The organism is Paenibacillus sp. A14, assembly GCF_036864815.1.
GTDB lineage: Bacteria > Bacillota > Bacilli > Paenibacillales > Paenibacillaceae > Fontibacillus > Fontibacillus sanfengchensis.
Window position 1 is genome coordinate 407,297 of sequence record NZ_JBAGJD010000001.1, and the last position, 21,382, is coordinate 428,678.

Genomic DNA, 21,382 nt, shown 5'->3' on the forward strand with positions numbered 1-21,382 from the left:
GTAGTTTCAACATACAGTAGATCGTCTTATCGGCCGAGAAGGCGCTCGAACGCAGCTTGGGCTTCAAAACGTACTTTTTCCTCATCAAGCGTCAGGCAAGCGCCATGCTTAACCACTTGCTTGCCGTTTACCCAAACATGCTCCACATCTTTCGGTCCCGCCGAATATACGATATGGGAAATATAGTCCGTGCGGGGCAGAAAATGCGCCTGTTCCGTATTCAGGGCGATAAAATCCGCCTTCATACCGGCGGCGAGCCGGCCCGTATCCTCAAGGAACAGCGCCTTCGCCCCGTATTCCGTACCCATGCGAAGCGCCTCTCCCGCCGGGACCGCCGTCGGGTCTCCCGACACGCCTTTATGAATCAGCGCCGCCAGGCGAATCTCCTCAAACATGTCGAGGTTATTGTTGCTGGCGGGTCCATCCGTTCCCAGCGATACGGTAACGCCCGCCCTGAGCAACTCGGGCACGCGGGCTACGCCGCTGGCCAGCTTCAGGTTGCTCCCCGGGTTGTGGGATACCGTTACCCGGTGCTCCGCCAAAACGCCGATCTCCTCGTCCGTCAGATGGACGGCGTGGGCCAGCAGCGTCGGCCGATTGAACATCCCGAGATTCAGCAGGTGCTGAACCGGGCGGACGCCGTAATCGGCTACATTTTGCTCCACCTCGGCTCTCGTCTCCGACATGTGCGTGTGCATCGGCAAATCCAGCTCATGTGCCGCCTGTACAATTTTCTCAATGTAATCCGGAGGGCAAGTATATGGAGAGTGCGGCGAAATCATGGTGGTGATTCGTCCGTCCGCCTTGCCGTGCCAATCGCGCGCAAAGCTCACCGCTTCGTTCAGCTTGCTTTGCTGCACCTCAGGAGGACAGAGCCCGATTACGCCGCGAGTCAATACGGCGCGGATTCCCGATTGATCCACGACGGAAGCTACCTGTTCCATATGGTCGTACATATCCAAAAAGGTGGTCGTTCCGCCCTTTAGCATCTCCAGCACGGACAAGGCCGTTCCCCAATATACATCCTCGCCGGTAAACTTCGCTTCCATCGGCCACATTTTCTCCTGCAGCCACTCCTGAAGCACCATGTCGTCTCCATAGCCGCGCAAGAGCGACATCGCCGCATGACCATGCGTATTGATCAACCCGGGGAGAAACAACAGCCCCTTGCCGTCAAACGTTTCGGCCCCTTCCACGCCTTGCGGGCGCTCCGTTCCGACGTATGTGATCCGGTCTCCTTCGACCAGCATATAGCCCCGGATGATCGGGGTTTTCTGATCCGGCACCGCGAAGGTACCGTCTTTAATCAGCCATTTTCGCGTCATGTTCCGTATGTTCCTTTCCGCCATCCAGATAATAAGCCAAACTCATCAAATCGGTTGTGAAATCCGCCGCATGCACGCGCACTTCCGAAGGCACCTTAAGGATGGTTGGCGCAAAATTCAAAATCGCTCCGATTCCCGCAGCCACCAATTGATCGGCAACCCGCTGCGCTTCCACATCGGGTACGGTGATGATCCCGATGCGGATGTTGCTGCTCCGCACCGTATCCACCAGCTCCTCGATCGGCTGAATCGTAATATGGTTGATCTGCGTCCCGATTTTGTGGGGGGATGCGTCAAAGACCGCTACAATTTTCATATTATCTTTCACATACGCGTTATAATTGGACAACGCGTGGCCAAGATTACCGGCCCCGATCAAAGCTACATTAATTTGCTGATCCAGGTTCAGAATTTGGCGAATTTTCTCGATCAGATACGTTACGTCGTAGCCGATTCCCTTGCGCCCGAAATCTCCGAAGTAAGCCAGGTCTTTACGGATTTGCGCCGGATTCAAATCCAGCTTCTGCCCAAGTTCCTGCGAAGAGACCGTAGGCACCTCCCGGCGGCTGAGTTCATTGAGAAAGCGCAGGTACACCGGCAGGCGGCGAACCACTGCATCCGAAATTTTTTCCGATTTCATCAAATTTCCCCCTACTTACACGATTTGAGGAACACTTACGATTCCCCGGCGTTTAACCATTCCGAAATTCGAGGCACCATCTGCTCCAACGGCATATGCTCCATTTTCGGTCCGGGCAAAGAATACAAGAAGTATTTACCGTAATAGGATTCCAAGATCCGAGTATCATAAACCACCACGATCCCGCGGTCCTGCGAGGACCGGACCAGTCTGCCGAAACCCTGTTTAAAGCGGATAACGGCTTGGGGAACGGACAGTTTCATGAACGGGTTCTTCTTCTCTTGCTGCAGCCTCTCGCTTTTCGCCTCCACCAGCGGATGGTTCGGAGGCTGGAACGGCAGGCGAACGATTGCCAGGCTCGTCAAGGCCTCGCCGGGAATGTCAACGCCTTCCCAGAAACTGCTCGTGCCAAGCAGAACTGAGGCTTGCTGTCCTTGAAACCGGCGGGTCAGCTTCGTTCGGCTTCCGCTGTCCATCCCCTGCCCGATTACGGTGATCCCCTGTCCGGCAAGCAGCTCCTTCAGCGGATCATACACCTGCCGCAGCATCCGGTATGACGTGAACAGGACCAGCATTCTCCCGTGGGTGGCGATCGCCGTATCGGCCAAGGACCGAACGAGCGTAGAGACAAAATGGTCGTCTCCGACACTGCCTTTCACGCTCGGGAAATCCCGCGGAATGACAAGTAAGGCCTGTTCCCGGTAATTAAACGGGGACGGAAGCATAGAGGTGTTGAGCCGCTCCTGCTCCGCCGCTTCGGTCAGCCCCAATTGATCGATCATGTACTGGAAGGACTTGTCGACCGAGAGGGTCGCCGAAGTCATCACTACACTTTTCTTCTTGTTGAAGAAAAATTCCTTCAATTGGGTGCTCACATCGATCGGCACCGCAAAGATTTGCAGCGATTTGCTGCGGTAATTGCCATTGCTCTCGATCCAGTAGACCGTGCTTAAGTCTTCAAGCTTGATAAAAAAGCGAAGCGCTTCCCGCTCGGTGGCGAGATCTTTCAGCAGCCCGCCGATATCGGTGATCAGGCTGTCATAGCCGTAGTCGTGCTCATCGTCTTTTAACTCGCCGATCAGCCTTTCCCCTTTGCGGATCACGTCGCCCAGAGCGGTATAGATCTGGTTCTCCAGCGCAGACAGGGCCTCCCACTGCTTCGGTTTCTTCTGGGGCAGCAGGCGCAGCACAAATTGCCCCGGATCCCCGGGCGCCGCGTCGCTGCGTTCCGGCATTAAGCCGAACATCTGGTCCGCCAGCCGATCCCAGATTTCCTTCACATCGACCAGTGTCGGATACAGCCCGTCGATGACGGAGCACCACTCGGCCGATTTTTCGCTCCCCGACTGATCCAGCATCACGCGCAGATTCGGAAATTGGCCTGTCTTGCTGTCCTTGAACAGCCGGGTGAGCGTATGGACAACGGTGAAATATTTCATTTGGAGCCCTAGGTGTTTCCCGGCGACTTCCTCCAAATGATGGGCCTCATCGATCACCAGGCGCTCGTACCCGGGCAGCAGCTGGTGTCCGGCCTGAATATCGGTAAACAGCTTGGAATGATTGGTGATGACCACGTCCGCTACGCCGGCTTCATGCTTCGCTCTGTGGTAGTAGCACTTGCGGAACCAAGGACAAGAGCGGCCGAGGCAGGAATCGGACTCGCTCGCCACCGTCTCCCAGAAGTCCCCGCCGCGGTTTCCGAGGTTCAATTCCTCGTCGTCGCCCGTTTCCGTGTGCGCCAGCCACACAATCATCTGGGCGGCGGTGATTACCTCTTCCTTAGGTGAGGCAAAGTCTCTTCTATTAATTTTATGTTCAAATTTGCGCAAACACAAATAGTGCTGCCGCCCTTTGAATACGGCGGCCCGAAACGGAAACGGAACCGCATCAGTAAGCAAGGGGACATCCCTTTCCCTAAGCTGCTCCTGCAAATTGATCGTATGCGTGCTGACCATCACCTTATCGTCCTGTTTGACACTATGATAGATGGCCGGCAAAAGATATCCGAGCGATTTTCCCGTTCCGGTCCCCGCTTCGATCAACAAGTGCTTGTCCTCGGCAAACGCTTTGCCGACTTCGGACAGCATCATATTCTGCGCTTCGCGCTCCTCGTATTCCGGCAATATCGTCTTGAGACGCTCCCGCACCTGATCCATAAACTGCTCGAACGAGACGTCCTTGAGCGGATTGTCGGAAAGGCCATTCCTGGCCGGCTCGATATCCATCCAGTCCTCAACCTGGAGCGCAAACTGGCGGTAATACACAAAACCGTCCGGGCTCGGCTCTCCTTCCCGCTCTCTCTCCTGAAGCATGGCGTCGAAGAACCAGCCGAGGTCGCTATCCTCGCCGGCGAACAGGTCGGCCAAACGCTGAACCACCAGAAGCGGCAGCCCTTCCAGCTCCTCCAGACACTTCAGGAAGATCAGTGCTGTGGCCAAAGCGTCGCTGTCGGCCTGATGGGGGCGCTCATGCTCTACGCCGAACTCGACAGCGACCATCCCCAGTTGATAGGTTGTCAGCGAAGGAAAGAAGATTTTCAAGAAATCCATCGTATCGAGAATCCGCCCGGTAAAGGGCAAATACCCTGTCTTATCGAGCGCGCTCTGCAAATAATTGAAATCAAAGGCTACGTTATGGCCGACGAGTACGGCATCGTTCAAGAGCGGAACCAGGTCCACCATCACTTCATCCAGTTCCGGCGCATCCTTGACATCCTCTTCCGTAATTCCCGTCAGGTTCGTAATAAACGGCGGAATCGGGATTCCCGGTTTGACAAAGGAACGATACACTTGGGAAATATTCTGTTCTTCATCTATAATGGCAAGCCCTACTTGAATAATTTCATCAGAGGACTGGTTTCCTGTCGTTTCAAAATCGAGTACGGCATATTTCATTGATTCCTAAGTCCCTTTCGTTCCAGTCTCTTTTACAGCATAACAGAAGTGATCCGATTTGAAAATTGCGTGAAGCGGACGGGAGGCCTCCTTCCAGAAAAAAACGATGTCTCCCGCGATCCCGGGACACACCGTTTCTTCCGAGTACATCAAATTACGCTAAATCAAGATAAGTTCATTTTAAAGGAGGGAGGTCAGTTCATTCCCGTACTTCAGCTTTCCGGTGCTTCGCATGCAGGCTTCCAAGTTCGAAAGCGGCTCGGCCAACGAAGGATCATGATAGTGCGCCAGGGTAAAATACTCCTTGGCCTTGGCGCGGCCGCCTCTTTGCGCCTCGATGCAGCCCAGGGCGTTGTAAATAATCGACCTTAGCCGTTTATTCTCCGTCCCTTCCAGCACCCGCCAAAAGTGCGGAATCGCCTCATCGGTTTCCTCCATATGCAGATGGCACATTGCCAAATACGTTCGCGCCGAGGGGCTTTCCGGAAACTGTTCCAATGCCTGTTTAAAGTGGGTAAGCGCCTGCGGAAACATCATCAGTTTGTAATACCCCTGTCCTTTGACAAACGCATCGCAATCCATTTCGGGCAGCTTAGCGGCAAAATCGCCTTGGGGGCCTGCAGAACTCTGGCGCAACAAGCCCATCTTCTCTTCAAAGCTCAGCCACTCTTCGATAATTCCATCGCTCATCTGCTGAAGCAAATGCCATTTCTTTGCCAAATCCTGTTTCTGGGTGCCATGGGCTATTGGATAGAACTGAATAACCTCATCCAACATCTCATTCATTTCCGCAAACATGTGCTGAAACATCATCACCATTCACCCCTAACAAAATGAAGTCAGTGCGAGCCTTACGTTCATTTTTTGTTGAAGGCGGACATTTCATTCCCGAAGGGATTAATTGCTTGCGGCTTGAAGAGCCTTATCGCACCGTGGCATGCAGTTCCTGAGTCGCTTTCTCGACGGGCCGGTTGCCCGAGTCGACAAACACGACGGTTGGCTTATGGCTCCGCACTTCCTCGGCGGACAGCATCGCATAAGAAATGATGATCACCTGATCACCGGGTTGAACCAGCCGGGCCGCAGCGCCGTTCAGGCAGATGACCCCGCTGCCGCGCGGCCCCGGGATAACATAGGTTTCCAGACGGGCGCCGTTATTGTTGTTGACGATCTGCACCTTTTCGTTCTCCAACAGATCCGCCGATTCCATCAGATCCTCATCAATCGTTATGCTGCCCACATAATTCAGGTTGGCCTCCGTCACCGTGGCCCGGTGAATCTTCGACTTCATCATCGTTCTAAACATGGAACTGCTCCCCCTTATTCATCAAAATCACGTTGTCGATCAAGCGGGTTTTGCCAAATTTGACCGCCAGGGCGACAAGGACACCCTCTTGCTCCGCGGTCTCGCCAAGCACGGTCCCGCCGTCAAGCGGCTCCAATGACGGAAAACGGACAACCTCCACATAGTCGATAACAGCCAGCGGCTCGGCCTCAATCGCTTGGATGACCGCCTTCCTGGCCTGCCCGGCGGTTATTTCCACCCCCGCTTCCACTTCCGTCTGAAGCTTTAGCAGGCTTCCGGAAAGGACCAGTGCCGCCTGGCGCTCTTCCGGGCTCAAGTATACGTTCCGGGAGCTCAGCGCCAAACCGTCGCTCTCCCGGATAATCGGGCACGGCACGATGCGGACGGGGAAATTCAAGTCCTCAACCATCTGCGCTACAACGGCCGCCTGTTGGGCGTCTTTCTGGCCGAAATAAGCTTGGTCCGGCCGGACGATATGCAGCAATTTCCCCACCACCGTGGTTACTCCGTCGAAATGGCCGGGCCGGGAGGCGCCGCACAGCGAGTCGGTCAACCCCTCCACCTTGATTTTCGTGCGGGTAGGCTTAGGGTACATTTCCTCCACCGTGGGCAAAAATACCGCGTCCACTCCCTCGCGTTCAGCCAAAGCCAAATCCTGTTCCTCCTTGCGGGGATAACGTTCAAAATCTTCGTTCGGTCCAAACTGGATCGGATTGACGAAGATGCTCAGCACGACCAGATCATTTTCCCCGCGTGCCCGCCGAAGCAGGCTGGCATGCCCTTCATGCAGGTAGCCCATCGTCGGCACGAAGCCGGTTTTAATTTTTTTTCCTTGCCGGACCGCCGCGTTAAAACGCTCTTCGCCCAGAAAATGGGCAAGCTCGCCGATTTTTCGAAATACCTTCATCCCCGGATCCCCGCCTTTCCTGGACCGTACAAACTGTCAAGCACGCCTTCTTCCGCGGCAAACACATGTTGCTCCGCCGGAAAAGCGCGGTGCTTCACTTCACTTACATAAGCGGCGATCCCTTCTCGAATCCTTGCGCTGATATCCGCGTACGTTTTGACAAAGCGTTTCTCGCGGTAATCGGGGTCATACTTCAGCAGATCGTGGAAGACGAGCACCTGGCCATCCACGTTTCGTCCGGCTCCGATTCCGATGGTGGGAACGCCGATTTCCGACGTGATCGCCCCGGCGACTTCTTCCGTCACGAGCTCCAACACAATGCCGAATACGCCGGCTTCCTCCAGCGCCTTGGCATCGGCCAGCAAGCGTTTGGCATCCCGCTCGTCCTTCCCCTGGACGCGGTACCCGCCGATCTGATTGACGGACTGCGGCGTCAGTCCAATATGCCCCAGTACGGGCACTCCGGCTTGCACGATGGTGCGGACCGTATCCGCGATCTCGGCCCCGCCCTCCATTTTGACGGCGTGCGCATGTCCCTCCTGCATGATGCGCCGCACCGTTCGCAGCGTCTCATCGATGCTGCCGTGATATGTCATAAAAGGCAGGTCCGCCACGATAAACGTGTGCTGTGCCCCGCGGGCGACCGCCCGGGTGTGGTAGACGATATCCTCTGTCGTCACGGGAATGGTGGAATTGTGGCCGAGCACGACGTTTCCGAGCGAATCCCCGACCAGCAGCACATCGATCCCCGCCTCCTCAGCCAGTTTGGCCGAAGGGTAATCGTAAGCGGTGATCATCGTAATCGGCTGACCTTCCTGCTTCATTTTTTTCATCTTCACAATGTTTAGAGCTTGCTTTACTGCCATGGTTTTCCCCATCTCCTCCGGTTTCCCTTACGCATCATCACTATGGATGGCACGACAAAAAAACCTTTTAGTTTACGCACTAAAAAGGTCCGAAATCCAAAGAAGAGTTACTAGCGCTCGTTCTTTCTGTCTCGGTCCTCTTCGGCTCAGAGCAGAATCCAACGTCATTTGTGAAACCCTAATTCTTAAACAGCTGTATTGTGCCCTCATGAGTGCAATTCGAAACTTCGATATCGCCTCATGAGGACAGTATAACAAAATGCGTTAGATTTTTCATCAGGCAAGTTGGACTTCCCCGGAAAAAAGCGTGTATGGCTCCCCATTCTCATCCAAGAGAACCAGTGCCCCGGACTCGTCCAAAGCATCGGCCACGCCCGACATTTCCTCTTGGGGCGTCTGTACCGTCACCCGTTTTCCGAGTGTAACGGACAACGCCTCCCACAGATGCCGAATCGGCGTAAATCCTTCCTGCTCATAAAGGAAGTAAAGCTCCTCCAGTTCATTCATCACGGCCGCGATCAAGGCGGCGCGATCCTGGGTTTGTCCGCTTTCGATTTTCAGCGATGTCGCCACCGGCTGCAAGTCGGCTGGCAATTCTCGGGCTTCCACATTCACGTCGATACCGATTCCCGCGATACAATATCGGATCCGTTCATCCTCGCTGACGGATTCCACAAGAATTCCGCACACTTTTTTGCCTTGTACCAGCAGGTCGTTTGGCCATTTAATGCCCGCATCGACGCCGCTTGTTTTCCGGATCGCCCGGCAGACCGCCACCGCGATAAGCAGCGTCAGTTGGGGAGCAAAGGAAAGCGGGCGCTCCGGCCGCAGAAGCAGGCTCATCCATACGCCTTTGCGCGGCGGAGAGAACCATTTACGGCCCTGCCGGCCACGCCCTCCCGTCTGCTCCTCGGCAACAACGAGAGCGCCCGAAGGCGCCCCCTGTTCCGCCAAAAGCCGCACCTCCTCCTGGGTAGAAGTGGTGACCTCCACCAGCTTCAGATGGCGGCCGAAAGAACGGGTCCGCAGCTCCTGCAGCACCCTTTGCGGGTCGAGCTTATCCGGTGAGTGGACCAAACGGTAACCCTTACGGGAGACGGCTTCAAACTCAAAGCCTTCCTCGCGCAGCTTATTTATTTGTTTCCACACTGCCGTCCGGCTGATCGACAGCCGTTTGCTGATCTCTTCCCCGGACAAGTATTTTCCTTCGTTTTGCCGGAACATGTCCAACAATTTATGATGCTCCATCTTCATTCACCACAACTTTCGCTTGCTCCAGCAAAATTTCCCGCGCATTGGGCAGTTCCCTCGAGGCGACCATAAACAAAAGCCGGTCCATCAACCTCCCAAGCCACGGTCCGCCCTTCCTTCCGGTAGCCTCGATCACATCCTCGCCGCGGATCGCCAGTTCCTTGAGTGTGTGTATCGGGATCTCCTCATGCCACCGGGCTTCTCGTTCATTCATAAGGTCCAGCTCCGCCTGCAGCTTCTCCGGTGCTTCGGCAAACCGCACGGCCAAGAGTCTGCGCTCCCGCTTCAGCCATAACGCCGCCATGTGCTTGCCGAAGCGAAGCTGGAGAGCAACCCAGTGCTCCCTGAGCTGGCGGCTCCCGCCTGCTTCCTCCCTGCGGCTCTTCCAAAGCTCATCGAACAAGATGAGATCCGCGGTCCGCCGGGCAATGGCGTTCGGAAACGTCCACAGCTTCATCAGCTCGGCCGCCTCTTCACCTCCGACGCCAATCCCTTGCAACAGCAAGGTGTACCTAAGTTCGGGGGACTCTTCCGGCGGCACCGCGGCGAGCGCCTTCATCGCCGCCAGAGCATTATCCCCGGCAAGCGGCCGGAGCGCGGCGGGAGGCACCGGGGCTTTTATGTAGGGGAGAAGATCGCTTCGCTGCAGCAGTACCAGCCCGCGCAGCGGGTCGGGCCCAAGCAGCATCTTTTCGAATTCCGCCCGAATCCGTTCGATGGCGATAAACGAAATTTTGGAACGGCTCGACTTCAAGGCGGACCACAGGCTTTTGACCGGGCGAAACCCGAAGACGGAAGCGAACCGGATCGCCCGCATCATGCGCAGCGCATCCTCATCGAACCTTTCGCCGGCGTCTCCGACGCAGCGGAGGACTCCGGCCTCAATGTCCCGCCTTCCGCCGAACGGGTCGGTCAGATTTCCGCCCGCATCCGCGGCGATCGCATTCATCGTGAAGTCCCGCCGGCGCAAATCCTCCAACAGCCCGTCCACGAACTCCACCCGGGTCGGGTGGCGATGATCCTCGTAGTCGGCTTCCTTGCGGAAGGTTGTCACTTCAAAGGCTTCCTGCTCGGCCAAAACGGTGACCGTACCGTGCTGAAGCCCTGTCGGCACGGTGCGCTCGAACAACGCGAGCACCTCTTCCGGTCTGGCCGAGGTGGCTATATCCATGTCGTGCACCGGTCGGCCCATGATTTCGTCGCGAACGCATCCGCCGACAAAGTAGGCTTGATGCCCATGTTCCTGCAGCCGTTTAAGCACGTATTCCCCCTGATGACGCATCAGGGGGGGGACCATTCTCCAAAAACTCATGTTTTGCACATCCTCCATACGGCGGAGATCACGATTTCCGTCTCGGGGTTTTCCTCGCTTATCCGCAGGCCGGTTTTAAGCGGGGCAGCTCTCGGTTCAACACCCGATAATAAATCGCTTCATACGCCGCCGTAATGATTTCGCTGCTGAACTCCGTTTTAGCCCGCTGCAAGCAGGCTTCACGCACCCTGCCCGAGAGCTCGGGGTCCGTTAATAGGGAAACGCAGTATTCCGCCATCAGGCGGGTGTCGCCGATCGGCGCCAAAAACCCGGTCTCCCCATGGGCCACGAGTTCCGGAATGCCGCCGGCGATCGAACCGACGGTCGGAACGCCGCAGGCCATCGCTTCCAGCGCTACAAGGCCGAAGCTCTCTTTTTCCGAGGGCAGCAGCAACACGTCCGCCATGGAGATAACCTGGGCGATATCATCCTGTTTCCCAAGGAAATGAACGCGGTCTTCCAGTCCCATTTCCTTAATCTTCCATTGAATCTTCGGCAGATCCGGCCCTTCGCCGACAAAGAGCAGCCGGGAAGGCACCTTCCGATTGACCATTTCGAATACATCAACGACATCGCTTACCCGTTTGACCGGTCTGAAATTGGAAATATGCATCAGCACCTTTTCCCCCGGATCGGCGAAGTCCTTCCGGCAATCACAGCACACCCGCGGATGATACACCCGTTCATCCACAAAATTGTAGGTCAGGTCGATATCGCGGGTAATATCCAGGACTTCCCGGGTTTCGCGCATCAAATCGCGGGATACGCTCGTCACGGCATCGCTCTCGTTAATGGCGAGACGGATTAAATCCTTCAGCGATTCGTCCTGGGCCAAAACCGTTATATCGGTACCGTGCAGCGTGGTGACGACTTTCAATTTGTCGCCGACCATCTGTTTGGCCAAAAAAGCGCACACCGCATGCGGAACCGCATAATGGACATGCAGCACGTCGAGATTTTGCGACTTGGCCACTTGTGCCATTTTTGTCGCCAGCGACAGGTCATAAGGAGGATAACGAAACACATAATAATCGCTAACGTCTACCTCGTGGTATTTGATGTTCTTATGGAAACTGCCAAGCCGGAAAGGTACACTGTGGGAGATGAAATGGACCTCATGGCCTTTTTCCGCAAGCAGCTTCCCCAGCTCGGTTGCAACAACCCCCGAACCTCCCAACGAAGGGTAGCAGGTAATTCCGATTTTCAAAAATGAATCCATCTGGCGGGGGCCTCCTTTTCAAACCTTTTCTGTTTCCAGTCTATGTTCGGTCAGATCCGAATAGATGAATCAGATAGGGTGTTTTTACCATAAATCCTTCCGCATAAGGGATTAGTCTGCGCTGTCCGAGCAGCGCGTCTCTGGCCTTCACCCGTTCGACATAACCCTGGTTGAGTGGGGTCGGAGCGACATCCTTGTCCCCTTCAGCTTGTCCAAATTGGGATTTGTAGCAGCCCAGCGCCTCTTCCTTGACGGAGTAGAAATCCGTAACATCCATGAGCAGATCCGGTGTCTTCCAGTCATTGATAAAATAATAATACAATTCCGGCGCCGGAACAGCCGGTTTGCCGGGCATATACCGGCGGAGTTTGGCGTTGAACGCCGCCTCTTCCACCAATTTGCTGCAAGCGACATGATCGGGATGACGGTCCTCCCAGTAGGGGGCAAAAATCACTTGAGGCGCATATTCCCGGATCACTTCCGTAACCGCCGCAATTTGTTCCGGCGATCCGCTTAAACCGCGGTCGGGCAAGCCCAGATTGATGCGCCGGGACACGCCGAGCACGCGGGACGCCGCTTCCGCTTCCTGCAAACGCAATCCGACGTTTCCGTTGGACGACAGCTCGGCCCGGGTCATATCGCACAGCCCTACCGTATAACCGGCGGCAATCTGCTTGGCGATCGTTCCCGCCATTCCGATCTCCGCATCGTCGGCATGTGCCCCGAAAATCAGGATATCCAAAGTCATTGGCCTAGCCCCGGCTTGTTCAATTCCACCAGTTCTCTCCAGGCAAAATCGCCGCGATCCAGCGCGCGGACCAAAATCTCCGCTGTCGCCAGATTGGTCGCGACAGGGATGCCGTGCACATCGCAAAGTCGCAGCAGTGCGGTAATATCGGGTTCATGGGGCTGAGCCATCAACGGATCGCGGAAGAACAGAACCAGATCCATCTCATTCTGGGCAATCAGAGAACCGATCTGCTGATCTCCTCCCAACGGCCCCGAGAGGAACCGGTGAATCTTCAGGTCCGTCGCCTCCATGATTCGCGTTCCCGTCGTTCCGGTGGAGTACAATTTCTTGTCCTTGAATACATGCTCGTACGCTATGACAAAGTTAACAATATCTTCTTTCTTCCGGTCGTGAGCAATAAAAGCAATGTTCAACATATTTACACCCCTTATCCATCCACAAAATGATCGAAACCGTAGATCATGCCTTTTTGTTCCAACACTTTTTTGATCGCCAGATTGACGCCGGGCATATACCCGGCTCGTTCGTAGGAATCATGGCGGATCTTAAGCGTCTGCCCGTAACCGCCGAATACGACCTCTTGCTGGGCAAAAACCCCGGGAAGGCGTACGCTGTGAATTCGGAATCCGTTATAATAACCGCCTCTGGCGCCTTCGATAGTCTCTTCTTCCTGCGGGTTCCCCTGTCTCATCTCTTCGCGGTTCATCGCGATGAGCTCGGCCGTTTTGATCGCCGTGCCCGATGGGGCGTCCAGCTTCTGATCGCCGTGATACTCGATGATCTCCAAATGCGGGAAATATTTGGCCGCTTGGGCGGCAAACTTCATCATCAGAATCGCGCCGATCGAAAAATTGGGGGCGATCAATCCGCCGATGCCTTTTTCCCGGCACTGCTTGTCCAGAAGCTCGATTTGCTCCGGGGTAAACCCGGTCGTACCGACGACGGGAGCCACGCCGTGCCGGATCGCCGCCTCGGTGTTAACATAGGCCGAAGCCGGAGTCGTAAAATCGACCATGACGTGCGGGCGGCTCTCCGTGAGCGTCCGCTCCAGATTGGAGGTGAGCGGTACCCCGCACTCGGGCATACCGACCAGGGTGGCCGCGTCGACGCCTTCATTGTTGAGGCCGAGGGCGGCCACCAATTGAAGAGATGGATCCTCCAAAACCATCTTCACTACTTCTTTACCCATTCTTCCGGCCGCACCTGCAACAGCGACTCTAATTTGTTCCTCCATGTCAGATCCCCCACATTCCCTGGAATAGTTGCTATTTCAAATGTTTCCTAATGCGTTGTTCCAACTCTTGCAGCTGTTTCGCAATTCCCACGTCCTGCGGTAAAACGGATGCCTCCTGCACGGCGCTCAAAGCGCGGTCATACTGTTTCAATTCGGTATAAGCGATCGCCAACCATACCTGCGCGTCAACGGACAACGGATCGAGCCGGACCGCCCGCTCCAGCAGCCGGACCGCGGGTTCGCAGGATAATCCCGCATCGACCGCGCTGCCCGCGGATTCCCCCTCCAACAGCCGTTTGGCCATGAGAGTCAATTCCATGGACTGCAAACGGTCAAAGTGAAGCTTATATTCCTCCTGCACCGGAACCAGCGCGGAAGCCAGCCTGGCGTGGGCCAGCGCTTTCTCCAGCCGGCCGCTTCGAGCGCAGGTAATCGAGCACCTGTAATGAATATCCGCGTTATCGGGCTCCAGGACAAGGGCATGCTCAAACCATTGGATCGCCTGCTCAAAATCGTTTTCATAAATGCTGCGGTAAGCTTTTTTTAAACAGTCCTCCGCCTTCATCTGCCTTCCCCCCGTTGATGGGTGATATTGCTACAGCATATGAAGCAAGGACCTATTCGGTGTCCTTTTTGGTCCACCGGTTCGCATCCCGGGTATTGAATTTGTGCATCACTTTATCGTGCGCTTCCGTCAAATCGATACCGAGTGAATTTGCAAAGCAAATCGTAATGAATAAAATATCGCCAAGCTCCAGTTCAATCGAATTTTCGGCTTCGCTCGCTTTCTTGGGTTTCTCGCCGAAACGGTGATTGACTTCACGGGCCAGTTCGCCAACCTCTTCGCTCATCCGCGCCAGCATGGACAGAGGACTGAAATAACCTTCTTTAAACTGCGATATGTATTGGTCCACTTCCCGCTGCAGCTCGGCTAGAGACTTCTCTTCCAAGGGCCATCCCTCCGTCTGTGGTCAGGTGTCATTCCTATGTTATCGTAAAGACAATTTGAAGACAAATCATTTTTTAATCGCTCCAGAAAAAGGTATACTAACAAAGAATGCGCAAAAATCTATATTAAATTTATGGGTGAGGGATTATTGCATGAAGACGAGCAAACTTGGAGGTTATATGAAAACGGTGCTTCCCATTCTGCTGGGGACAGCCATTTATGCCTTCGCACTTCTTTATTTCATTATACCCAATCAACTTATGGAAGGCGGCGTTACCGGGATAACGATTTTGCTGAAATACGCGTTCGGCATATCCCCCTCGATTTCCAATCTGCTGCTGAACATTCCGCTGTTTCTTCTCGGGTGGAAGATACTTGGGGGAAGACAGATCATTTATACGGGCATCGGGATCGGGGCACTCTCGTTTTTTCTCTGGATCTTTGAAAAAATGATTGAATCGGGTTGGATCAGAACATTCCAAACCGACTACATCCTGGCTTCTTTATATGCCGGGGTTACACTCGGGGCCGGGCTCGGCATTGTGTTCCGGTTCGGCGGGACCACGGGCGGGTCCGATATCGTCGCGCGGATACTCGGCAAGAAATACGGCTTCAGCATGGGACAGATCATTCTGACAATCGATGTCATCATCATCGGGCTTTCGCTGTTTTACGTGGCGGTCGAGAACATCCTGTATACCTTGGTCGCGGTGTTTATCGCCTCCCGGGTAATCGACTTTATTCAGGAGGGCGCGTATGCGGCCAAAGCCTTCACGATCATCAGCGACCGCGCGCCGGAAATCGCTGATATTATCACCAAAGAGATGGACCGGGGCGTCACACTGATCCCCGCGGTCGGGGCTTACTCCAAGCAGGCGAAGCATATGGCCTATTGCGTCGTCTCCCGCACGGAAATCCGCCGGCTGAACGGTATCGCCAAATCCGTCGATCCCCGGGCGTTCATCATTATCAGCGACGTGCATGACGTCCATGGCGAAGGGTTCCGGGAAGACTAGGCCCCATCAGCCATCGTTGTACGAGAAAATGAGTATTCTTTACGTCGGGAGTGAGATGCTCCATAAGCACACAGAACATCCCAATCCGTGATAAGTCCGCAGCTTTCCATGCGCCGAATGCAATTTCAACTCCAAATGATGCAAATCCGCAGTTATTTCTAGTGATTATTGAGAATCAAGCACTGACATTTCCTTCAAAACATGGCATAGTGCTGCCTATTCAAGACTTTTCGCCTTAAAGAATTGGCGTGGGCAAGGATGTGATAGGGTTTCGGAGATACGTTGCCAACATCCACAATTTTAGATATAAAGTCCCACCGTCGAAGTCTACATCATTAACGGGAAAATTTCCCGTTAATGTACCGCTCTTGGCTCTTCGATCGGATTTAGCTGGAAAAGCTCCATCTATTTCACGCTTCTATTGCCGGTATACACAATTTCAGGCGAATTAGCGGGAGCTTTTCCAGCTAATTCCCTCTACAGCCGCATACGCACCAAATTAACGGGAATAATTCCCTTTAATTCATACCAAACCATTAGTTGCAGGTCAAGAGTGTGGAACCCTTTACACCGCTGTCTAATATGCAAATCAATAGTTCAACCTATATAGATCTTAAAAAAAAGAAAAGTGCGTGCTGTACCGGGAGGTTCCCGTTACAGCACGCACTTTTCTTTTCCCGAACTCACTCCGGTATCCCTCGTTAAAACCTGTAGCTGTCATCCCGGTCTTTGGGCGAATGCGCGGCCATCACCGTCTGATCCGCCATATACTTCCGCAGTCCGGTATAACCGAGTGCCAATACGATCCACCCTCCGATCAAAAGGCTCCAGTACACCGGTTTCCCGTACCCTGTCACAGGAAGAAATACGGGATCCTCCGTTTTGCCGAACAGCTCCTTTAGAAATTTCTCCCCCTGCTTAAGGGCCTGACTCAAGGCCTCGCCATTCGAAGTCTGCTCTTCGCTGAGCCCATCTACATGCGACATCCAGGAGTCAAACCGGCTGATCTCCCATGCTTCCTTCCGGATCACCGCAGCCGGCCGGATCACGTCATAATGCCGCTTGAGCCCCAGAAAGGCTTCGCGGACAGCCGTCCGGCTTCCCGAAATCCGGCCGCTTTCGATCTTGTCCATTTGCTCGTGCATGACCTTATAGTATTGAAGCCAGAGCGCATCGTCCCGATGAACGAGACTGTTCGCCGCCAGCCGGAGCTTCGCCGACACAAACATCCAGTCGTCGGGAGAAACCTCCGCGCGGATGAGTGTCTGCTGCACATCCATAACGCTTTCGGCCAACGCATGAATGCCTTCTACCGAAGTCAAACCTTTAAACGAGAGACCTGTCAATGCATCCGTTAACCGTTCCATATCCTCCAAAGCCTGCTGCGTATACCCTTCCTGCATGCTGCGGTACAACTCCTCCGTAGCCTGTTCGAACCGGGCAAGCTTGGCCTCGCGGCTTTCCCGAGCCGTTCCGCCCTTCCCCGATTCTCCGGCGGCCTTAGCGGGATCCGCTCCCGCATAGCCAGTCCCCGAAAACGGCAGACCGGCGAGGACGACAAGCCCCCCCAGCAATAGGATCAAAGCGATGGTGTTTCTCCTTTTCACGGACAATCCCCCCTTACCTCCATGGTATGGCGGGCTGTCCGTCCTTAGAACCCGGCTTTCGTCCGGCCTGCGCCCTTGAGGGCGAACCAGCCGGCGGCCACGCTTGCCAAGGTGAGGCAAAACGTGAATATCATGACGGAAGGAACATCATCCCATAACGTTCTGGGAAGCCATGGATAAACTTCATAAGTATAATCAACCGCGTCGTTCAGCAATGTCCAGCAACCGGCGGCGATCAGCATACCCGTGCCGAAGCGGAACAGACGGACGTATAACAAGGCTTCCACCGCCATCGCCAAGTGGGAGCCTACCAGCATCCAATCCTGCCACCCGAGGACGTCACCCTGATAAGCGCCGGCAAAGATCATACTGACCGCCCAAACGCCGTATTTTACGCTGGTCACGACAGCCAACCCTTCAAGAAGCTTGCGGGTTCCGGCAAACCTGCCCAAACGTACGGGAAATAGCAAAAACAAGAGCGATAGTGTGAAGAACAGACTTGCCGTAGGGCTGTCAGGCACAAAAACAATCCGCCAAAGCGGATGGTTCAGCCAGGTCTCCCGCAACTGCGCATCGTACCATATGTATCCGTAGACCGTCCCCAACAAGTTGCAAATAAACAGCGGCCAGAGCAGCAATCGTGACGAGAGCAGTGTCCGGCTCCAGAAAAAAGACAATTTCAAAAAAAAACCTCATTTCCTCAAATTTAGCCCATGTCCGGCGATACTAAAAAAACCTGACCGCCGAAACGATCAGGTTTTCTCTTATTGCTCTATTTTACTGTTCCGTTTTTTGTTTCGCAAGCCATTCGGCCAAATGGTCAATGTCCTGATCCGTCAGACCTGCGCTGATCGCGGTATCATACATCGGCGGCATCTTCCCGTTATAACCTTCCTTTATAATGGAAAGGATGGCGTCCTTATCGTGCTTGTCGCCAACGCCTCTCAGCGCGGGACCGCTGGCCCCTTTCAGATCGGCGCCATGACAGGACACGCAGGTCGCTTTCTTGTAGGTCTCCATGGCCGGATCGTCCTTATCCACAATCGCGACTTCTTCCTGTTTGACTCCACTTGAAGTCGGCAAGCCTTTCTCGCGGTTTTCCCTTGCCTTCTCCTCGCGCTGGATATGCTCCGGTTGCACCCCCGAAGCTTCCAATTCATGCTTATAGTGCGTCCAAGCGAAGTTCGTAAGGTATACCAGCGAAGCCAGGGAAAGAAACATCAGCGCCGAAGCGATCGGCCGTTTATAAAAACGGCGCTCCTTGCCGCGATCCAGGAAAGGCGCCAACAGCAGCCCTCCGAACGCCACGGTCGGAATTCCCAACGTGCCGAGAACCACGAAATCTCCGGACGCATAAGGATATTTCAAGTATTGGTACAGAAACAGGAAGTACCAGTCCGGCATCGGGATAACCGATGCGCTCGGATTCGCCGGGAAACCGAGCGGAGCCGGCTCCGAAATCGTCAGTACCAGAAAACCGACGAGGACGACGACGCCCACCATCCATTCCTTGAGCAGGAAGTTGGGGATAAACGCCTCGGATTTCCCCGGGTACGCCGTATAGTCGGGAGGAGTGATGAAACCGTTCCCTTTGCGTACCCGTGAATCGCCGACAAATACGACTTTTTCCTGTTTTGATTTGTCACCATGAGCCATGTAATTTCCTCCCTTCTCAAAATGTTTGGTGTCTGCCAGCAGGGGCACGCCCCTGTTCGATGTTAAAGCGGGCCCGAGATGCCTTGTCTGCGGATCATAATGAAGTGTCCCACCAGAAGGATCAGCAGCACCGCCGGAAGGAAGAACACGTGAATGGCGAAGAAGCGGGTAAGCGTTTCGGCACCGACAATCGTACCGCCTTGCAGCAGTTCCTTAATAACGGGTCCGAGTACGGGAACCGAGTTTGCGATTTCCAATGTTACTTTGGTAGCGAAGTAGGCCTTGTTGTCCCAAGGAAGCAAATAGCCCGTCAGCCCGAGACCGATCATTACGAAGAAGATCAGCATGCCGACCACCCAGTTCATCTCACGCGGCGCTTTGTAAGAACCTGTGAAGAACACGCGGAGCGTATGCAAAAACATCATGACGATAACAAGGCTCGCGCCCCAGTGGTGCATCCCCCGGACGATTTGCCCGAACGCAACCTGGGTTTGCAAAAATTCAACGCTGTTGTATGCGTTAATGATATCGGGAACATAATACATCGTCAGAAACATCCCCGATAAAATCTGGATCACGGTAATAAAAAACGTCAAGCCGCCGAAACAGTAAACAAATGCCGAGAAATGGTGCGCCGGGTTGACATGCTCCGGAACTTCATGATCGGCAACATCTCTCCAGATCGGCGTGATATCTAGACGTTCGTCAATCCAGTTGTAAACATTTTTAAACATCTGAATCTACGCCTCCTTATTTCACGATCGTATTCGGGATGATCTCGCCCAAATAAACCCACTCGTCCTTGATCATTACCTTGTATTCATCAAGCGGCTTCGACGCGACGGCAAGCTGTTTGCCCTCCTTTGTGTAGTGCGCCCCATGACAAGGACAATGATATTGGTCGGGAAAATTCGTGTTGGTGTTCCAGCCGATCGTACAACCCAAGTGCTTACAAATCGGTGAAAGCGCATAAATTTTTCCGCTCTCGTCTTTACGGATCCAGGCCGTCAGGTTCGAGGTGCTCAAGTACCAACCGTCCTGCTGCTTGAGTTCAAAAGTAAATTCCTGCGGCTCGTTTGTGATTTTACTGACCTCTACTACTTTAACAAACGCACCTTCATCTTTCTTTTGCAGAATCGGATCCACGGCAAATCGAACCATCGGAAGCGTCACACCTGCTGCCATAAAGGCGGTCGCGCCTCCCAGTGTATATGTAAGAAACTGCCGACGGGACATTTCCTTACGAATGGGCGGTTTATGCAATTCTTCATGCTCTTCGTGCTGATTGCTCATACAGTCTTCAACCCCCTTTGCCTACCAATTCTCTCTCCGTTTCAATGACAATTATCACATTGTTGTGTAAGACATATTAATAATATATTAGGCTTTCAAGAGCGTCAAGAATTAGACACATTTTTTCCCTTGGCCAGATTGCTAACGCTTTCTATTTGTCAATAATTTGTCACATTCAGTACTTGCTTCCTTGCCAAAGTGCTTGAACCTGCTCCATTACCCTCTGCTTCGGCAATTTTTCTTCCGTTGGGGGAAACAACCCCGGGCTGATCAACAAATCCGCATCGGGCAGTTGTTCCCGGCGCAGCTCCAGTCTGCCCGAAATCACGATCGCATACATAAATCCGGACCGTTTCACACGGCGGCAGACCTCATTGATATGTGGCATCATTTCTTCCTCTCCATATTGGAATGAAGGGTACGTCACCACTCTCCCGTGAAAAGGAGACTCCACCCAATCCAGCACATCCCGTAATTTCTCCAACGCTTCCACGACCTCGTTCGGCCGCTCCTTCCCCGTTAGGCCCGTGACCGGAATCAGGCAGGTGTCCAAATAGGGCCGCAATTCCTCCCATGTCCCCGGTTCGATGTCACTAAATTTCATAATATTCGCCCCTTTCTCTCCTGCTCCCATTATAATGAAAAATTTAATGAAAAAAAGAAATGCCCGGGGGCATTTCTTTTATTTTTCCAGCGTCTTCAGTTCATCCGTCAGAAGCCGGAAGGCCACCTCATCGCCTTGTTCCAGAGCGTTGTCAATCTCGGTGTAAATCTGCTCCGACCGGTGTTTGCGTAACGCTTCGTCCCAAACCATCTCCGCCGCTAAACTGAGCATCGCTTCATAAGTAACCTTCATCTGATCCATAGGATGCACCTCCAACCTACTGTTTAGTGATCCTATATTCCTTCTCCCTGATCAGGTAGCGTTCCGCCGTCCCTCGGGAAAGAGTATAGGGTGGAATTTTTTTGTTTTCCGTAACGAAAGAACCTGCTCCTACTAAAGCATATTCACCGATTTCGGCTCCGTTTAAGACGATAGCCCCCATGCCGATTAATGTGCCTTGGCCTAAAGTACAGACGTGGATAATGGCACCGTGGCCAACCGCTAGCCGGTTCCCGGCGATTAAGGCTGCCCCGTATTGAACTGCCCGATCAC

23 protein-coding genes and 1 pseudogene are annotated in these 21,382 nt (G+C 54.0%); 1 reads left to right on the forward strand and 23 read right to left on the reverse strand.

Annotation, left to right across the window (positions count from 1 at the left end):
- Window positions 1–26: 26 nt before the first annotated feature.
- The 15 genes from V4U88_RS01955 to V4U88_RS02025 form a co-directional block, all read right to left on the reverse strand.
- Window positions 27–1,325 (reverse strand): amidohydrolase, encoded by a 1,299-nt coding sequence (locus V4U88_RS01955; protein WP_334071545.1) that lies wholly within the window; start codon window positions 1,323–1,325, stop codon window positions 27–29.
- Window positions 1,303–1,965: a redox-sensing transcriptional repressor Rex gene (locus tag V4U88_RS01960; protein WP_334071546.1), complete on the reverse strand. Its 663-nt coding sequence runs from the start codon at window positions 1,963–1,965 to the stop codon at window positions 1,303–1,305. Before V4U88_RS01960 ends, V4U88_RS01955 begins: the two co-directional genes overlap by 23 nt.
- Before the next feature lie 35 nt (window positions 1,966–2,000).
- The gene (gene dinG / locus V4U88_RS01965) at window positions 2,001–4,859 is read right to left on the reverse strand and encodes an ATP-dependent DNA helicase DinG (RefSeq protein WP_334071547.1); all 2,859 of its coding nucleotides are present in this window, start codon (window positions 4,857–4,859) and stop codon (window positions 2,001–2,003) included.
- 180 nt (window positions 4,860–5,039) lie between these two features.
- Window positions 5,040–5,672 (reverse strand): tetratricopeptide repeat protein, encoded by a 633-nt coding sequence (locus tag V4U88_RS01970; protein ID WP_334071548.1) that lies wholly within the window; start codon window positions 5,670–5,672, stop codon window positions 5,040–5,042.
- Window positions 5,673–5,781: 109 nt separating this feature from the next.
- Complete coding sequence (gene panD, locus V4U88_RS01975; protein WP_334071549.1) at window positions 5,782–6,165, reverse strand: aspartate 1-decarboxylase; 384 nt, start codon at window positions 6,163–6,165, stop codon at window positions 5,782–5,784.
- Window positions 6,158–7,072 carry a pantoate--beta-alanine ligase gene (panC, locus tag V4U88_RS01980; RefSeq protein ID WP_334071550.1) on the reverse strand — a complete coding sequence of 305 codons (915 nt, stop codon included), beginning with the start codon at window positions 7,070–7,072 and terminating at the stop codon, window positions 6,158–6,160. The genes panD and panC overlap by 8 nt, the downstream gene beginning before the upstream one ends.
- A complete protein-coding gene (gene panB, locus V4U88_RS01985; protein ID WP_334071551.1) occupies window positions 7,069–7,938 on the reverse strand; it encodes a 3-methyl-2-oxobutanoate hydroxymethyltransferase in 870 nt (289 codons plus the stop codon). Before panB ends, panC begins: the two co-directional genes overlap by 4 nt.
- A 276-nt stretch (window positions 7,939–8,214) precedes the next feature.
- Window positions 8,215–9,186: a biotin--[acetyl-CoA-carboxylase] ligase gene (locus V4U88_RS01990; RefSeq protein WP_334071552.1), complete on the reverse strand. Its 972-nt coding sequence runs from the start codon at window positions 9,184–9,186 to the stop codon at window positions 8,215–8,217.
- Window positions 9,173–10,501 (reverse strand): CCA tRNA nucleotidyltransferase, encoded by a 1,329-nt coding sequence (locus tag V4U88_RS01995; RefSeq protein ID WP_334071553.1) that lies wholly within the window; start codon window positions 10,499–10,501, stop codon window positions 9,173–9,175. Before V4U88_RS01995 ends, V4U88_RS01990 begins: the two co-directional genes overlap by 14 nt.
- A 58-nt stretch (window positions 10,502–10,559) precedes the next feature.
- The gene (gene bshA, locus V4U88_RS02000; protein ID WP_334071554.1) at window positions 10,560–11,720 is read right to left on the reverse strand and encodes an N-acetyl-alpha-D-glucosaminyl L-malate synthase BshA; all 1,161 of its coding nucleotides are present in this window, start codon (window positions 11,718–11,720) and stop codon (window positions 10,560–10,562) included.
- 40 nt (window positions 11,721–11,760) lie between these two features.
- Complete coding sequence (gene bshB1, locus V4U88_RS02005) at window positions 11,761–12,468, reverse strand: bacillithiol biosynthesis deacetylase BshB1 (protein WP_334071555.1); 708 nt, start codon at window positions 12,466–12,468, stop codon at window positions 11,761–11,763.
- Entirely contained in the window at window positions 12,465–12,887 is a 423-nt protein-coding gene (gene mgsA, locus V4U88_RS02010) for a methylglyoxal synthase (protein ID WP_334071556.1), read from the reverse strand. The genes bshB1 and mgsA overlap by 4 nt, the downstream gene beginning before the upstream one ends.
- 11 nt (window positions 12,888–12,898) lie before the next feature.
- A complete protein-coding gene (dapB, locus tag V4U88_RS02015; RefSeq protein WP_334071557.1) occupies window positions 12,899–13,705 on the reverse strand; it encodes a 4-hydroxy-tetrahydrodipicolinate reductase in 807 nt (268 codons plus the stop codon).
- 31 nt (window positions 13,706–13,736) lie between these two features.
- Window positions 13,737–14,270 carry a tetratricopeptide repeat protein gene (locus V4U88_RS02020; protein WP_334071558.1) on the reverse strand — a complete coding sequence of 178 codons (534 nt, stop codon included), beginning with the start codon at window positions 14,268–14,270 and terminating at the stop codon, window positions 13,737–13,739.
- Between the two features lie 52 nt (window positions 14,271–14,322).
- Entirely contained in the window at window positions 14,323–14,655 is a 333-nt protein-coding gene (locus V4U88_RS02025) for a nucleotide pyrophosphohydrolase (RefSeq protein ID WP_334071559.1), read from the reverse strand.
- A gap of 151 nt (window positions 14,656–14,806) precedes the next feature.
- On the opposite strand from V4U88_RS02025, the gene V4U88_RS02030 reads away from it, so the two are divergent.
- A complete protein-coding gene (locus V4U88_RS02030; protein WP_334071560.1) occupies window positions 14,807–15,670 on the forward strand; it encodes a YitT family protein in 864 nt (287 codons plus the stop codon).
- Between the two features lie 701 nt (window positions 15,671–16,371).
- Here the strand turns inward: V4U88_RS02030 and V4U88_RS02035 are convergent.
- From V4U88_RS02035 to V4U88_RS02070, 8 genes and pseudogenes are all read right to left on the reverse strand, one after another.
- On the reverse strand, window positions 16,372–17,277 hold the full coding sequence (locus V4U88_RS02035) for a sporulation protein YpjB (protein WP_334071561.1): 906 nt from the start codon (window positions 17,275–17,277) through the stop codon (window positions 16,372–16,374).
- 44 nt (window positions 17,278–17,321) lie between these two features.
- Complete coding sequence (locus V4U88_RS02040) at window positions 17,322–17,960, reverse strand: DUF1405 domain-containing protein (protein ID WP_334071562.1); 639 nt, start codon at window positions 17,958–17,960, stop codon at window positions 17,322–17,324.
- Between the two features lie 94 nt (window positions 17,961–18,054).
- On the reverse strand, window positions 18,055–18,933 hold the full coding sequence (locus V4U88_RS02045; protein WP_334071563.1) for a c-type cytochrome: 879 nt from the start codon (window positions 18,931–18,933) through the stop codon (window positions 18,055–18,057).
- A gap of 62 nt (window positions 18,934–18,995) precedes the next feature.
- The gene (gene qcrB, locus V4U88_RS02050; protein WP_148451926.1) at window positions 18,996–19,667 is read right to left on the reverse strand and encodes a menaquinol-cytochrome c reductase cytochrome b subunit; all 672 of its coding nucleotides are present in this window, start codon (window positions 19,665–19,667) and stop codon (window positions 18,996–18,998) included.
- Window positions 19,668–19,683: 16 nt separating this feature from the next.
- Window positions 19,684–20,226: a QcrA and Rieske domain-containing protein gene (locus V4U88_RS02055; RefSeq protein ID WP_334071564.1), complete on the reverse strand. Its 543-nt coding sequence runs from the start codon at window positions 20,224–20,226 to the stop codon at window positions 19,684–19,686.
- Window positions 20,227–20,401: 175 nt separating this feature from the next.
- A complete protein-coding gene (locus tag V4U88_RS02060; RefSeq protein WP_334071565.1) occupies window positions 20,402–20,830 on the reverse strand; it encodes a DUF2487 family protein in 429 nt (142 codons plus the stop codon).
- A 78-nt stretch (window positions 20,831–20,908) separates the two neighbouring features.
- Complete coding sequence (locus V4U88_RS02065) at window positions 20,909–21,091, reverse strand: IDEAL domain-containing protein (RefSeq protein WP_334071566.1); 183 nt, start codon at window positions 21,089–21,091, stop codon at window positions 20,909–20,911.
- Between the two features lie 16 nt (window positions 21,092–21,107).
- Window positions 21,108–21,382: pseudogene (locus V4U88_RS02070) on the reverse strand (gamma carbonic anhydrase family protein); the annotation flags it as partial.

Excerpts from the sequence above, each read along its gene's own strand:
- V4U88_RS01955 (WP_334071545.1), bottom strand. The coding sequence starts at position 1,325 with ATGACGCGAAAATGGCTGATTAAAGACGGTACCTTCGCGGTGCCGGAT.
- V4U88_RS01960 (WP_334071546.1), bottom strand. The coding sequence starts at position 1,965 with ATGAAATCGGAAAAAATTTCGGATGCAGTGGTTCGCCGCCTGCCGGTG.
- dinG (WP_334071547.1), bottom strand. The coding sequence starts at position 4,859 with ATGAAATATGCCGTACTCGATTTTGAAACGACAGGAAACCAGTCCTCT.
- V4U88_RS01970 (WP_334071548.1), bottom strand. The coding sequence starts at position 5,672 with ATGATGTTTCAGCACATGTTTGCGGAAATGAATGAGATGTTGGATGAG.
- panD (WP_334071549.1), bottom strand. The coding sequence starts at position 6,165 with ATGTTTAGAACGATGATGAAGTCGAAGATTCACCGGGCCACGGTGACG.
- panC (WP_334071550.1), bottom strand. The coding sequence starts at position 7,072 with ATGAAGGTATTTCGAAAAATCGGCGAGCTTGCCCATTTTCTGGGCGAA.
- panB (WP_334071551.1), bottom strand. The coding sequence starts at position 7,938 with ATGGCAGTAAAGCAAGCTCTAAACATTGTGAAGATGAAAAAAATGAAG.
- V4U88_RS01990 (WP_334071552.1), bottom strand. The coding sequence starts at position 9,186 with ATGGAGCATCATAAATTGTTGGACATGTTCCGGCAAAACGAAGGAAAA.
- V4U88_RS01995 (WP_334071553.1), bottom strand. The coding sequence starts at position 10,501 with ATGAGTTTTTGGAGAATGGTCCCCCCCCTGATGCGTCATCAGGGGGAA.
- bshA (WP_334071554.1), bottom strand. The coding sequence starts at position 11,720 with ATGGATTCATTTTTGAAAATCGGAATTACCTGCTACCCTTCGTTGGGA.
- bshB1 (WP_334071555.1), bottom strand. The coding sequence starts at position 12,468 with ATGACTTTGGATATCCTGATTTTCGGGGCACATGCCGACGATGCGGAG.
- mgsA (WP_334071556.1), bottom strand. The coding sequence starts at position 12,887 with ATGTTGAACATTGCTTTTATTGCTCACGACCGGAAGAAAGAAGATATT.
- dapB (WP_334071557.1), bottom strand. The coding sequence starts at position 13,705 with ATGGAGGAACAAATTAGAGTCGCTGTTGCAGGTGCGGCCGGAAGAATG.
- V4U88_RS02020 (WP_334071558.1), bottom strand. The coding sequence starts at position 14,270 with ATGAAGGCGGAGGACTGTTTAAAAAAAGCTTACCGCAGCATTTATGAA.
- V4U88_RS02030 (WP_334071560.1), top strand. The coding sequence starts at position 14,807 with ATGAAGACGAGCAAACTTGGAGGTTATATGAAAACGGTGCTTCCCATT.
- V4U88_RS02045 (WP_334071563.1), bottom strand. The coding sequence starts at position 18,933 with ATGGCTCATGGTGACAAATCAAAACAGGAAAAAGTCGTATTTGTCGGC.
- qcrB (WP_148451926.1), bottom strand. The coding sequence starts at position 19,667 with ATGTTTAAAAATGTTTACAACTGGATTGACGAACGTCTAGATATCACG.
- V4U88_RS02055 (WP_334071564.1), bottom strand. The coding sequence starts at position 20,226 with ATGAGCAATCAGCACGAAGAGCATGAAGAATTGCATAAACCGCCCATT.
- V4U88_RS02060 (WP_334071565.1), bottom strand. The coding sequence starts at position 20,830 with ATGAAATTTAGTGACATCGAACCGGGGACATGGGAGGAATTGCGGCCC.
- V4U88_RS02065 (WP_334071566.1), bottom strand. The coding sequence starts at position 21,091 with ATGGATCAGATGAAGGTTACTTATGAAGCGATGCTCAGTTTAGCGGCG.